Genomic DNA, 13,625 nt, shown 5'->3' on the forward strand with positions numbered 1-13,625 from the left:
TAATTTTGAGTGACTCTTGCTCGATGAAACACATTCGTAACTTTTCGATTATTGCGCACATCGACCACGGTAAATCGACCCTGTCGGACCGTCTGATCCAGACTTGCGGTGGCTTGTCCGACCGCGAGATGCAGGCTCAGGTGCTTGACTCCATGGATCTGGAGCGCGAGCGCGGCATTACCATCAAAGCACAGAGTGTGACCCTGAACTACCAGGCACAAGACGGTAACACCTACCAGCTGAACTTTATCGACACCCCGGGCCACGTGGATTTCTCCTACGAGGTCTCCCGCTCTTTGGCGGCCTGTGAAGGGGCGCTGCTGGTGGTGGATGCCGGCCAGGGGGTTGAGGCACAGACTCTGGCCAACTGCTACACCGCCATGGAAATGGATTTGGAAGTGGTGCCGGTGCTGAACAAGATTGACCTGCCGGCCGCAGAACCCGAGCGGGTTGCCGAGGAGATCGAAGACATCGTCGGTATCGACGCGGTCGATGCGGTGCGCTGCTCCGCCAAGACCGGTCTGGGTGTTGATCTGGTGCTGGAAGAGATCGTCGCCAAGATCCCGGCACCGGAAGGTGACCCGGATGCCCCGCTGCAGGCGCTGATCATCGACTCCTGGTTCGACTCCTATCTGGGGGTTGTCTCTTTGGTGCGGATCAAGAACGGTTCCCTGAAGAAGAACGACAAGATCAAGGTGATGAGCACCGGTCAGGTGTGGGGTGTCGATCGTATTGGTATCTTCACGCCCAAGCAGGTGGATACCCAGGGTCTGGGTTGCGGCGAGGTAGGTTGGGTTGTCTGCGGTATCAAGGACATCCACGGCGCGCCGGTGGGCGATACCCTGACTCAGGCCAAGAACGGTGCCGACAAGGCGCTGGCTGGCTTCAAGAAGGTGAAGCCGCAGGTTTATGCGGGTCTGTTCCCTATCTCCAGCGATGACTACGAGTCGTTCCGTGACGCCCTTGACAAGCTCTCCCTGAACGATGCCTCCCTGTTCTTCGAACCAGAGAGCTCCACTGCGCTGGGCTTCGGCTTCCGCTGTGGCTTCCTCGGCATGTTGCACATGGAGATCATTCAGGAGCGTCTGGAGCGTGAATACGATCTGGATCTGATCACCACGGCGCCGACCGTAGTGTACGAGATCGAGCTGACCGACGGTTCTACCATCCACATCGACAGCCCGGCCCAGATGCCCGCCATCACCAGCATCAAGGAGATGCGCGAGCCGATCGCCGAGTGTCATATCCTGCTGCCGCAGGAGTACATGGGCAACGTGATCACCCTCTGTATCGAGAAGCGTGGCGTACAGACCAACATGGTCTACCACGGCAAGCAGGTGGCACTGACCTATGAAATCCCGATGGCGGAAGTGGTGCTCGACTTCTTCGACCGTCTGAAATCCACCAGTCGCGGTTACGCCTCGCTGGACTACGGCTTCAAGCGTTTCGAAACCTCCGACATGGTCCGTCTGGATATCATGATCAACGGTGAGCGCGTCGATGCCCTGGCTATCATCACCCACAAGGATAACGCCCAGTATCGCGGTCGTCAGGTGGTGGAGAAGATGCGCGAGCTGATCCCGCGCCAGATGTTCGATATCGCCATTCAGGCGGCCATCGGCAACCAGATCATCGCACGCAGCACCGTCAAGGCTTTGCGTAAAGACGTAACCGCCAAGTGCTACGGTGGTGACGTGAGTCGTAAGAAGAAACTGCTGAACAAGCAGAAAGAAGGTAAGAAGCGGATGAAGTCCCTCGGCCGTGTCGACGTGCCGCAGGAAGCCTTCCTCGCGATTCTCCACGTCGGAAAGGATTAATAGATGGCAAGCACGTTTTCCCTGATCCTGGTGGTGGTCTGCGCGATCACCGGTGTTATCTGGTGTCTGGACAAGATGATTTGGTCCAAGCAGCGCGCCGCCAAGATTGCCGTGGCTCGTGCCCATGGCGGTGCCCACCTGGATGAGAAGACCCTGGCCAAGGTCGCCCCCGTGCCGGTCTGGATTGAGCAGACCGCCGGGGTCTTCCCGGTCATCACCTTTGTGCTGATCCTGCGTTCGTTCATTTTTGAACCGTTCCAGATCCCGTCAGGTTCCATGATGCCCACCCTGCTGGTGGGCGACTTCATCCTGGTGGAAAAATTTGCCTATGGTCTGCGGGATCCGGTGACCAACACCAAGTTCCTCGAGACTGGCGAGCCCAAGCGTGGCGACGTGGTGGTGTTCAAGTATCCCCTTGAACCGCGCGTTGACTACATCAAGCGGGTGGTCGGCATGCCGGGTGATCGGGTCATCTATCGCAACAAGGAGCTGATGATCCGGCCCAAGTGCGAAGAGCAGGAAGGGAAAACGTGTCCGGGCTTCAAGAAGCTCGACGTCAAGTTTGAACAAAGAGGCGAATTTACCCAGATGGGGATCCCCCTTGACCGCTATACCGAGCAGTTGGGTGATGTTTCCCACGAGACCCTGCGCAATCCGCTGATGCCCGACATGGTTGGCCGTTACTATCGCCAGCCCGGCACCTACCCCGACGAGTGGGTGGTACCGGAAGGCCAGTATTTCGTGATGGGCGACAACCGCGACAACAGCACCGACAGCCGCTTCTGGGGCTTTGTGCCCGAGCAGAATCTGGTCGGCAAGGCGGTCGCTATCTGGATAAGTTTTGAATTCGAGCGCGAAGAAGGCTCCCTGCTGCCAAGTTGGGTACCGACAGGTGTGCGCTTCAACCGCATTGGCGGAATCAAGTAAATGAATATCAAGATGAACAGACTGCAGTCCCGTCTCGGGCATGTCTTTGCGGATCTGGAACTACTGACCCGGGCGCTGACTCACCGCAGCGCCGGCTCCCGTCACAATGAACGACTGGAATTTCTGGGTGATTCTATTTTGAGTCTGGTGATTGCCGACGATCTGTTCCACCGCTTCCCGCAAGCGGCGGAAGGGGATCTCAGCCGGATGCGCGCCACCCTGGTGCGCGAGAAGACCCTGGCCGAACTGGGCCGGGAGTTCGACCTCGGGGATCACTTGATCCTCGGTCCCGGCGAACTCAAGAGCGGCGGTTTTCGCCGCGAATCCATTCTGGCCGATACGGTCGAGGCGGTGATCGGTGCCGTCTATCTGGATACCAATCTTGAGACGGTGCGGACACTGCTGCTGAGCTGGTATGCCAGCCGCCTGGAAGAGATCAAGCCGGGCATCGAGCAGAAAGATCCCAAGACCCGTCTGCAAGAAATTTTGCAGGGAAGCCGCAAATCCCTGCCGACCTACACCGTGACCAACGTCAAGGGCGAGGCCCACAACCAGGAGTTCACCGTCCAGTGTGACGTGGAAGGTCTGGATGGTCCCCTCGTCGGGGTCGGCACCAGCCGTCGCAAGGCCGAACAGGCCGCTGCGCAGCAAGCATTGGAAAAACTGTCATGACAGATACTACCTATTGCGGCTTTGTCGCCATCGTGGGCCGCCCCAACGTGGGCAAGTCCACCCTGCTCAACAAGCTGCTTGGCCAGAAGGTCAGCATCACCTCGAAGAAGCCCCAGACCACCCGTCACCGGATTTTGGGGATCGACACCGAGGATAACTACCAGACCATCTATGTCGACACCCCGGGTCTGCACATTGAAGAGAAACGGGCCATCAACCGCCTGATGAACCGTGCCGCCACCAGTTCGCTGGGGGATGTGGCCATGGTGGTGTTCATGGTCGACGGTACCCACTGGACCAAAGACGACGAGATGGTGCTGGGCAAGCTGCGCAATCTCAAGTGCCCTGTGGTACTGGCGGTCAACAAGATCGACAACGTCAAAGAGAAAGAAGATCTGCTGCCCCACCTCGAGTGGCTGGGCCAACAGATGAACTTCGCCCATATTCTGCCCATCAGTGCCGAAAAAGGCACCAACGTGGAGAAGATCCGCGAGTGGGCCAAGGATCTGCTGCCGGAAAACGTCCACTTCTTCCCGGAAGATTACGTGACCGACCGCTCCTCCCGCTTTATGGCCTCCGAAATCATCCGCGAGAAACTGATGCGCTTCACCGGCGAGGAGCTGCCCTACTCGGTGACGGTGGAGATCGAACGCTTCAAGGTGGAAGAGAACGGCCTCTACCACATCCACGGCCTCATTCTGGTCGAGCGTGATGGCCAGAAGAAGATGGTCATCGGCAACAAGGGCGAGAAGATCAAGACCATCGGCACCGAAGCGCGCCTCGATATGGAACGTCTGTTCCAGAACAAGGTGCACCTGGAGCTGTGGGTCAAGGTCAAATCCGGTTGGGCTGACGATGAGCGCGCCCTGCGCAGCCTCGGGTATGGCGACGACTGATTGCTGACCCCGGCTTTCGTCATCCACAGTCGGCCCTATCGGGAGACCAGCCAGCTGGTCGAGGTCTTCACCCAGGATAGTGGCCGATTTACTCTGGTGGCTCGCGGTTCTCGCGGGCCACGCTCCCCTCTCAAGGGGCTGCTGCAACCTTTTACCCTGCTCACCATCGCCTGGCGCGGCAAGGGGGATCTCAAGAACCTCACCCAGGTCGAATGCCCGGATCACTCCCTGCGTCTCGGCGGCGATCGTCTCTTCTACGGCCTCTATCTCAACGAGCTGGTCTACTACCTGCTGGAAGCGCACACCCCGTTCCCCGAAGTGTTCGATGCCTATGCCCGTGCCATCATGGCGCTGGCCGATGGCGAGACGCCGGAGCTGCCGCTGCGTCGCTTCGAGTTCCTGCTGTTGCAGGCGCTCGGCTATGCGGTGGATTTCGAATACACGGCGGACGACGAGTCCCCCATCGAGCCGACCCTGCTCTATGGCTTCGAGCGTGAATTGGGCTTTGTTGCTTGCGAGCGGGCGCCGGATCCCCGTACCCTGTTTCTCGGTGCCCACCTGCTCGCCTTTGCCGAGGGACGTTTCGATACCCCTCCCTTGCTGCAGGCGGCCAAACGTTTCAGCCGATTGGCACTGCAACCCTATCTGGGCAAGCGCCAGCTAAAGAGCCGGGAGCTGTTTTTAAAACGCAAAGCCAGTATGCAAGGCTGACACAGATTACAGACATACGGATATTGGCGCGGTGTGATTCGCTGACCGCGCAGTCAACAGATGAAGCCTTTCAAGGAGTTCTCAATGAGTGAAATCTATCTGGGTGTGAACATCGACCATATCGCGACTCTGCGCAACGCCCGGGGCACCCAGTATCCGGATCCGGTACAGGCCGCCTTCGTGGCTGAGCAGGCCGGGGCCGATGGCATTACCGTGCATCTGCGTGAAGATCGCCGCCACATCACTGACCGCGACGTGGAGATCCTGCGCCAGACTATCCAGACCAGAATGAACCTGGAGATGGCGGTGACCGAAGAGATGATCGGTATCGCCTGCCGTATCAAGCCCCACTTCGTCTGTCTGGTGCCGGAGAAGCGCACCGAGGTGACCACCGAGGGCGGTCTGGACGTGGCCGGCCAGTTGGACAAGGTGACTGATGCCGTTGCCCGCCTCTCCGCGGTGGGGGCGCAGGTATCCCTCTTTATCGACGCCGATCCCATCCAGATCGATGCGGCTGCCGAGAGTGGCGCCCCCTTTATCGAGATCCACACCGGCCGTTACGCCGATGCCACCACAGATGCCGAACGCAACGCCGAGTTCAAGCGTATCGCCGCCGGCGCCTCCTATGCCGCTGGCAAGGGCTTGAAGGTCAATGCCGGTCACGGCCTGCACTACCACAACGTCAAGGCCATCGCCGCCATCCCCGAGCTCTATGAGCTCAACATCGGCCACGCCATTATTGGTCGCGCCGCCTTCGACGGCTTGGCCAAGGCCGTGAGCGATATGCGCCTGCTGATGCAGGAAGCCCGTCAGGGGATCTGACTCACCAGACCGGCGGCCTGAGACAGGCTGCCAAAAATAACAAGGGACGCCATGGCGTCCCTTGTTATTTCAGGCCCTGTTCAAGCGAGGGTGATGGGCTGGCGGCCATCGAACTGTAATAACCCAGCACAATCGGCTATAACCAGTTGAGGTTAAAAGGGTTATACTGGTTGCCCCTATGAGCTGGGCGAGATTGTTATGGATCATCCCTTGTACCACCCCGATATCACCGAACTTGAACCTGTCGCCCGCGCGGCGGGGGCGGCCATCATGGCCATCTACAGCCAGCCCTTCGCGGTGGAGTACAAGAGCGACGAGAGTCCCCTGACCGCGGCCGACAAGGGTGCTCATGAGGTGATCGTTCAGGGGTTGGCGCGGCTGACTCCGGATATTCCCGTATTGTCGGAGGAGTCAGGGCCCGAGGTGATGGCTGCACGCCACGGCTGGTCCCGCTACTGGCTGGTGGATCCCCTCGACGGTACCAAGGAGTTTGTCTCCCGCAACGGCGAGTTCACCGTCAATATCGCACTGATTGAAGGGGGGGCGCCGCGCTGGGGGCTGGTCTATGCCCCTGTGCTGGACAAGCTCTGGTATGGCGGAAAGGGGCTCGGTGCCTGGCGCATCGCCGATGGCAAGCGCGAGCCTATCCAGACCCGGCCTCATCGTGAAGGCGAGGCGTGGCGAGTGGTGGGCAGTCGCAACCACCTGTCGCAGGAGACCCTCGATTTCTTGGCTCCTTTTGGCGAGATCGAGCTGGTCTCGATGGGCAGCTCCCTCAAGTTCTGCATCATTGCCGAGGGGGGCGCCGAGCTCTATCCGCGCCTCGCCCCCACCTGCGAGTGGGATACCGGCGCTGCGCAGGCGGTGCTGGAGGGGGCCGGTGGCAGCGTCACCCAACTCGATGGCTCGTCCCTTGTCTACAACAAGTCCGATATTCTCAACCCCTGGTTTGTCGCCAAAGCATAAACGAGATATCGGGATGCAAAAAGGCCGGACTGGAATGAACTTCCAGTCCGGCCTTTTTTATTTCGCTATTCGCTTTGCGGTCAGAAGACCTTTTTGAACGGCTTGATGGTCACTTTGGCATAGACGCCAGCTGCCACATAGGGATCGGCATCGGCCCAGGTTTGGGCGTCAGCCAGCGAGGCAAACTCGCCGATGACGGTGCTGCCGGTAAAGCCTGCATCAGCCGGATCCTCGGCATCGATAGCCGGGTTGGGACCGGCGGTCAGCAGGCGACCTTCATCCTGCAGGGCTTGCAGGCGAGCCAGATGGGCAGGGCGAACTTGCTTGCGCAGTGGCAGGCTATCGGGGACATCTTCGGAGTAGATGAGATACCACATGAGACAATCCTTTTCTGATGAGGGTTATTTTTTTGGTTCGTCTTTTTGCTGGGACAACTGCTCGGCAGGGATGTGGCGGTAGAGATAGACGCCGCTCAGCAGGGTAAAGACCAGCGTCATCCCCAGCAGACCGAACACCTTGAAGTTGACCCACATCTCCTGCGGCAGGTTGAACGCCACATAGAGGTTGAGCAGGCCACAGACGGTAAAGAAGCCGACCCAGCCGAGATTGACCTTGTCCCAGACTGCATCGGGCGCTTGCAGCTCCTTGGCCAGCATCTGTTTGATCAGGTTCTTGCCAAAGCCGTAGCGGCTGATGAGCAGACCCAGTGCAAACAGTACGTTGATGACAGTCACTTTCCACTTGATGAAGGTGTCATCGTGGAAGAAGACGGTGAGGCCGCCGAAGAAGCCAACCAGCAGGAAGGTAAAGAGCTGCATCTTCTCGACTTTGCGATAGCGGATCCAGCTATAGGCGAGCTGCAGACCGGTGACCACTACCAGTGCGCCGGTAGCCATGTAGATGTCGTAGAACTTGTAGACCGCGAAGAAAACGATAAGTGGAATAAATTCAATAAATTGCTTCATGTCTGGCGCCTAGTCCTCAAAGATGGCCTGCAAATTTCGCCCAGTCTACCTGTACAGCAGACAACGGCAAATGAATAAGACCGCTCATTTTTACGCTGGTTCCGCGCTGTCGCCAAACAGTTGGCGTGCAATGGAGATCCCCAGTCGTTGCTGATCGGCCAGCAGGTCGCGGATATGGCGCTCTTCAATCAGAGGGTTGAGCAGCACGGCGCGCAGCAAGGTGAGAGGCTGTGCGCCGTAGCGCACCACCGCCCGCTGGGTACGTGAGACAAAGCTGTGCCCCTCGGCCCGCTGGGCTTTTTGCAGTGCCACGTTGAAGTCGTTGATCTGCGCATTGGCCGTCTCATCCAGCACCTTGCCCTGCAGGTGGGGCGGGATGCAGCGGTAGGAGAGCAGGTTCATCACCGGCGCCGACATCAACTCGAAGGCGGGGTCGCTTTCGATGAGATCTGCCATCAATCTGGCTCGGTCGTAGTTGGCTTCGATAAGCTCGGCATAGCCTTGCTGGCCGAAGAGCTGGAAGGCGGCATCCAGATAGAGGGCATTGGCCGGGCGGGTGCCCTCCAGGGTAAAGCGGCCCTGATCGAACGAGGTGGCGCGAATGGCATAGGGCGCCTCCCGCTTGACCGCCATCATCAGGTCGGGCTGGCGGCAGAGCAGCATGCCGGTACCAAGCGGCACCAGCAGCTGTTTGTGGCCATCCAGAGTGACGGTATCTGCGCGCTCGATCCCGGCCAACAGGTTTTGATAGCGGGGGGAGAAGAGGGTCGGGCCACCCCAGGCGGCATCCACGTGGAAGTGGATCTGCTCGCGCTCGGCGATGGCCGCCAGTTCTGGTAGCGGATCGATGGAGCCAAAGTCAGTACTGCCCGCCACGCCGACCAGCGCCAGCACCTTGAGTTTCAGTTCCTTGCACTGGATCAGTGCCTGCTCCAGCGCAGCCAGACTGAGCCGGTTCTGCTCGTCAGTCTCAAGGCGCCAGACGCTGCGAGCGCCCAGCCCCAGCAGATCCATCCCTTTGTCGAAGGAGTAGTGCATCAGCCGGGAACCCAGAATGACGGCGCCCCGATAGCCCTGCTCATAGAGGGCGAACAGGTTGTCGCCGCAGGCGCGGTTGCGGGCCAGCCACAGTGCCGTGACGTTGGCGATGGTGCCGCCGCTGGTCATGACACCGAGGGCGGCATCCTTGGCATGCATCTGTTCTCCGTAGAAGGCATCGTCCCGGCCATAGATGAGGCGGTGCAGCTTGGCCAGCACCTCTCGCTCCAGAAAGCTGAGCAGGCGGGAGGACTCCATCTTCATCGGATTCTGGTTCAGCATCACCAGCAGGCGCGACAGCTCGGCGGTATAGGTTGGCAGGGGCGCCGTCATATGGCCCATGTAGCGTGGCGAGGTGAGGTGCGAGGCGCCGGGCACCAGAGTAGCCAGCCGTGCCAGATACTCCTCGATAGAGTGGCCGACTGCAGGCATGCGGGATTGATCGAGCTGGTGGGTGAACAGGTCGCGCTGATAGGGGGCCTGACTGTCGTCGGAGTGGTGGAAGCTCTCCAGCAAGGTGTTCATCGCCTCGCCAAAGGCGGGATCCGCTTGTACAAACAACTCAGTCAACTTCATCAGGTTCTCCAAACCAGGTCACTGGGTTAGGTGTCTATGCCGCTTGTCTCGGGCATCGGCGGCAGAGCATACACCAAAGGGGGGCGGGTGACAGCCACCCCATTTTTTAAGCGAACACTTGTACTCTGAAATGGCGCTGGGTAGAGTGAGCCACAGTTATTGTGGAGTCGATGTTATGAGTGGTGTGATGGATTACTCCCCCCGGGAGGAGCTGGCAAACCGGCTGAGCCACGGTGCGGGATTGTTGCTGGGGATTGTCGGGTTGGTGCTGTTGCTCATCAAAGGATGGGGGCTGGGCACGCAGGCGCTGGTGAGTTACAGCCTTTATGGCGGCAGTCTGGTGCTGCTCTATCTCGCCTCGACCCTCTATCACAGCATGGGGTCAGGGCGGGCCAGACGCTGGTGCAAGGTGTTTGATCACTGCGCCATCTATCTGCTGATTGCCGGCACCTATACCCCCTTCCTGCTGGTGGCACTCGACACGCCGCTGGCGAAGGGCTTGATGGTGGTGATCTGGGCCCTGGCGCTGGCTGGCGTGGTGTTCAAACTGGTGTTTATCAATCGCTTCAAGAAGTTGTCGCTCTTTACCTACCTGATGCTGGGCTGGCTGTCGCTGGTGGTCATCTACCAGCTCTATATCCATCTGGCCGGTGAGGGGCTGCTGCTGCTCGGGCTTGGCGGCCTTATCTACAGCTTCGGGGTCATCTTCTATGTGGCCAAGCGGATTCCCTATAACCATGCCATCTGGCATCTCTTTGTGCTGGGTGGCAGCGTTTGTCACTTTATGGCCATTTACGGCTACGTCGCCTAACGTCTTGCAACTAGCCCTTAATTGGTATTTTTAGCGCGTAAAAGGATAAATTCGTGCGGTATCACACAGTTGGCATCAGCGTTTGCTGACAAGCTAGGGCCAGTTCAATTCGCAAAGGATGCACGAAATGAGTGAAATCGCGCTTTCCATCAGCATGTTGTCGCTGGTGGCAGTGCTAGGACTCTGGCTGGGAAACTGGCGAGTCTATGGCGTTGGGTTAGGAATAGGGGGGGTGCTGTTCGGCGGCATCATTGTGGGTCACTTTGCAGGTGCCTCCGATCTCGCGCTGGATGCACAAACGCTTCACTTTATTCAAGAATTTGGCCTGATCCTGTTTGTCTATACCATCGGCATCCAGGTTGGGCCGGGTTTCTTCTCGTCATTGCGCAGTTCGGGTCTCAAACTCAACGCCTTTGCCGCTTTGCTGGTCATCCTTGGCTGCGTGGTGGCCGCTGGCTTGCATCAATTTTTCGATGTGCCGTTGCCGGTCATTCTGGGGGTCTTCTCCGGTGCCGTCACCAATACGCCATCTCTCGGTGCGGGCCAGCAGATCCTGGCCGAGCTGGGCGCCGCGCCCGGTTCTACCGGTTTGATGGGGATGGGCTATGCGGTTGCCTATCCGTTTGGTATCTGTGGCATTTTGCTCACCATGTGGCTGGTCAGGGTCTTCTTTCGCATCAAGATCGACGATGAAGCCGCCCAGTTCGAGCTACAAACCGGTAAAACCAAGGAGAGCTTGCAGACCATCAACATCGCGGTGCGCAACCCCAACATGCACGGCCTGATGCTGAGCGAGATCCCGAGTCTCGACGAGTCTGATGTCATCTGTTCACGGCTCAAGCGTGGCGACGAGCTGATGGTGCCACGGCCGGAATCCCGTATCGAACTGGGTGACTTGTTACATCTGGTGGGTGAGCGCCACGCGCTGCACAAGGTGTTGCTGGTATTGGGGGAGGAGGTGGAGACCTCGCTCTCGACCCGCGGCACCGATCTGCGCGTCGAACGGGTAGTGGTGACCAACGAGCAGGTTCTTGGCAAGAAGATCCGCGATCTGGACATCAAACAGCGCTATGACGTGGTTATCTCCCGTCTCAACCGTGCCGGTATCGAACTGGTGCCGACCAGTCAGACCAGCCTGCAGTTTGGCGATATTCTCAACCTGGTGGGGCGCCTCGATGCCATCGAGGCCGTGACCAATGTGGTCGGCAACGTGCAGCAAAAACTGCAGCAGGTGCAGATGTTGCCGGTATTTATCGGGATTGGCCTTGGCGTATTGCTCGGCTCCATCCCCTTCTATCTGCCCGGTTTCCCGGCCGCCCTCAAGCTGGGTCTGGCGGGCGGGCCGCTGGTGGTGGCGCTGATCCTGTCGCGGATCGGCAGCATCGGCAAGCTCTACTGGTTCATGCCCCCTAGTGCCAACCTGGCGCTGCGGGAGATCGGGATCGTGCTGTTTCTGGCGGTGGTCGGCTTCAAGTCCGGTGCCGGCTTTGTCGATACCCTGATCAACGGTGATGGCCCGGCCTGGATGCTCTACGGCATGGCGATCACCCTGATCCCGCTGCTGGTGGTCGGTGTGTTGGCGCGCCTCTACGGCAAGATGAACTACCTCACCCTATGCGGTTTGCTGGCCGGCTCTATGACTGATCCTCCCGCGCTGGCCTTTGCCAACGCCATGCACCCGACCAGTGGCGCCAGTGCGCTCTCATACGCCACTGTCTACCCGCTGGTGATGTTCCTGCGGATCATCTCGCCACAGCTGCTGGCTATCATCCTCTGGGCGGGTGTATAGGGTTAATCTTGACGGGAGCATGCTTTGTCATGCTCTCGTCATCATTCTGTAAATTATTGATAATTTTGGTTTTTGCTATTATCACAACCTAGTCTTACACACTTCTGTCTGGCTGAACAGTTCAGCCTCAAATCTCCCTATCCTTTCGAATTTTCGAGCTGGTTATTTTTGCCATGTGTATGCACAGTAAGATGTGGCTTGTTGCATTCAAATCAGGATTCAGGAGAGAACATGATTACCAATGCCGTTACCTTGGAACAGGGCGTAACCGTAACCCAACTTAAAGGACAAATTTATCTGGTTGCCGAAGATGGCAGCCTGAAGCTGTTGGCCGAAGGTGATGTGCTGCCGAAAGGGGCGGTGATCATGTCGCCGGATGGCGGCAGTTTCATGGGGGGCGGACAGTCGTTCACTGTGCAACCGGCCAACGAACAGAGTGAGCCTGCCGAAGAGGGGGATGCCCCCCAGTTGGCGCAAAACGGTGCTGCAGTTACTCCTGATGATATCAGTGCTCTGCAACAGGCCATTTTGGGTGGGGCTGACCCGACCCAGGCCTTTGAAGCCTCTGCCGCAGGCGGTGCGCCTGCTGCCGGTGGTGGCGGTATTGGTGGTGTCGCCGGTGCCAGTGGCAACGGCGGTTTTGTCACCATCGACCGTACCGGTTCCGAAACCATCGCTGAGGCCACCTTCGATACCACCTACAACGCCAATGGTGAGCCGCCGCTTGGTGCTGCTGGCGAAGATGAGGTATTTGACCTTACACCCCCAACCATCTCCGTTGTTGCGCCAGATAACACCAATGACACCACTCCGACCCTGACCGGAACAACGGATGCTCCCGTTGGCAGCACCGTAACCTTGCTGGTCACCGATGCAAACGGTAATCAACAAACCCTGACCGCGATCGTCACACCCACTGGCACCTTCACCGTGGATGTGGTTACCCCCTTGGCCGAAGGCTCTTATACCGTTACCGCCACAGTGACAGATCCTGCGGGTAATTCCGGAAGTGCGACTGATTCAGGGAGTGTGGATGTAACAGCTCCAGTGATCACCGTCGAAGCACCGGACAACAGCACCGATGACACACCAACTATCACAGGAACTACAGACGCCTCCCCAGGCAGCACAGTAACCATCTTCATCACCGACAGCAATGGGGACAATCAAACCCTGACCACCATAGTTAATAACGATGGTTCTTACACGGTTGTTGTCACCAATCCATTACCTGAAGGCGGTTATACTGCAGATGCCAGCGTCACAGATCCTGCCGGAAACATAGGTACCGACCGAGACAGTGGTAATGTGGTTTACCCTGAAGTCAGCCTTAGCGCCAATCAAATTGGTGTCAGCGAAGGAGGCATAGCAAGCTTTAATGTAGGCTTGGATCAGATTGCGACAGAAGATGTTACCGTTAGTTTCAGCTATTCAGGCACAGCCGCTGATGGCAGTGACTTTATCGGTGTGGTCAGTGTGGTTATCCCCGCCGGTCAAACTAGTGTGACCTTCAATATAAGTACAATTGATGATGTTCTTTACGAAGGTTCCGAAGATTTCAGCATCAGCATCAGTGGCGTGAGTGGTGGCAATGCCACCATTGGCCCGAATAGCAGTGCCAATACCAATATTATT

13 protein-coding genes are annotated in these 13,625 nt (G+C 58.3%); 10 read left to right on the forward strand and 3 right to left on the reverse strand.

Annotated features, from left to right (window positions below; all coding sequences use genetic code 11):
• The first annotated feature begins 23 nt into the window (after positions 1-23).
• From lepA to cysQ, 7 genes are all read left to right on the forward strand, one after another.
• Positions 24-1,817, forward strand: a complete 1,794-nt coding sequence (lepA, locus tag AACT07_RS17730) for a translation elongation factor 4 (protein ID WP_005335396.1) — start codon at positions 24-26, stop codon at positions 1,815-1,817.
• 3 nt (positions 1,818-1,820) lie between these two features.
• Positions 1,821-2,744 carry a signal peptidase I gene (gene lepB / locus AACT07_RS17735; protein WP_005335395.1) on the forward strand — a complete coding sequence of 308 codons (924 nt, stop codon included), beginning with the start codon at positions 1,821-1,823 and terminating at the stop codon, positions 2,742-2,744.
• Entirely contained in the window at positions 2,745-3,416 is a 672-nt protein-coding gene (rnc, locus tag AACT07_RS17740; protein WP_005335394.1) for a ribonuclease III, read from the forward strand. It abuts the gene before it with no gap.
• Entirely contained in the window at positions 3,413-4,312 is a 900-nt protein-coding gene (gene era / locus AACT07_RS17745; RefSeq protein WP_005335393.1) for a GTPase Era, read from the forward strand. The genes rnc and era overlap by 4 nt, the downstream gene beginning before the upstream one ends.
• Entirely contained in the window at positions 4,313-5,023 is a 711-nt protein-coding gene (recO, locus tag AACT07_RS17750) for a DNA repair protein RecO (protein WP_005335391.1), read from the forward strand. It begins immediately after the preceding gene.
• An 84-nt stretch (positions 5,024-5,107) separates the two neighbouring features.
• The gene (gene pdxJ, locus AACT07_RS17755) at positions 5,108-5,845 is read left to right on the forward strand and encodes a pyridoxine 5'-phosphate synthase (RefSeq protein WP_005335389.1); all 738 of its coding nucleotides are present in this window, start codon (positions 5,108-5,110) and stop codon (positions 5,843-5,845) included.
• Positions 5,846-6,043: 198 nt separating this feature from the next.
• Positions 6,044-6,811 carry a 3'(2'),5'-bisphosphate nucleotidase CysQ gene (gene cysQ, locus AACT07_RS17760; protein WP_139123875.1) on the forward strand — a complete coding sequence of 256 codons (768 nt, stop codon included), beginning with the start codon at positions 6,044-6,046 and terminating at the stop codon, positions 6,809-6,811.
• Positions 6,812-6,891: 80 nt separating this feature from the next.
• Here the strand turns inward: cysQ and AACT07_RS17765 are convergent, their stop codons facing one another.
• From AACT07_RS17765 to AACT07_RS17775, 3 genes are all read right to left on the reverse strand, one after another.
• Positions 6,892-7,188 (reverse strand): YciI family protein, encoded by a 297-nt coding sequence (locus AACT07_RS17765; protein ID WP_069529236.1) that lies wholly within the window; start codon positions 7,186-7,188, stop codon positions 6,892-6,894.
• A gap of 24 nt (positions 7,189-7,212) precedes the next feature.
• The gene (locus AACT07_RS17770) at positions 7,213-7,776 is read right to left on the reverse strand and encodes a septation protein A (protein WP_005354349.1); all 564 of its coding nucleotides are present in this window, start codon (positions 7,774-7,776) and stop codon (positions 7,213-7,215) included.
• A 90-nt stretch (positions 7,777-7,866) separates the two neighbouring features.
• The gene (locus AACT07_RS17775) at positions 7,867-9,390 is read right to left on the reverse strand and encodes an aminotransferase class V-fold PLP-dependent enzyme (protein ID WP_069529238.1); all 1,524 of its coding nucleotides are present in this window, start codon (positions 9,388-9,390) and stop codon (positions 7,867-7,869) included.
• Between the two features lie 175 nt (positions 9,391-9,565).
• On the opposite strand from AACT07_RS17775, the gene trhA reads away from it, so the two are divergent.
• The 3 genes from trhA to AACT07_RS17790 form a co-directional block, all read left to right on the forward strand.
• Positions 9,566-10,201 (forward strand): PAQR family membrane homeostasis protein TrhA, encoded by a 636-nt coding sequence (gene trhA / locus AACT07_RS17780; RefSeq protein WP_069529240.1) that lies wholly within the window; start codon positions 9,566-9,568, stop codon positions 10,199-10,201.
• Between the two features lie 127 nt (positions 10,202-10,328).
• Positions 10,329-11,990: a putative transporter gene (locus tag AACT07_RS17785; protein WP_021229463.1), complete on the forward strand. Its 1,662-nt coding sequence runs from the start codon at positions 10,329-10,331 to the stop codon at positions 11,988-11,990.
• A 231-nt stretch (positions 11,991-12,221) separates the two neighbouring features.
• A partial coding sequence (locus tag AACT07_RS17790) for a retention module-containing protein (RefSeq protein WP_171902782.1) occupies positions 12,222-13,625 on the forward strand: 1,404 nt, incomplete at its 3' end.

This window comes from Aeromonas sp. ANP5 (genome assembly GCF_963870295.1).
GTDB classification, from domain to species: domain Bacteria; phylum Pseudomonadota; class Gammaproteobacteria; order Enterobacterales; family Aeromonadaceae; genus Aeromonas; species Aeromonas veronii.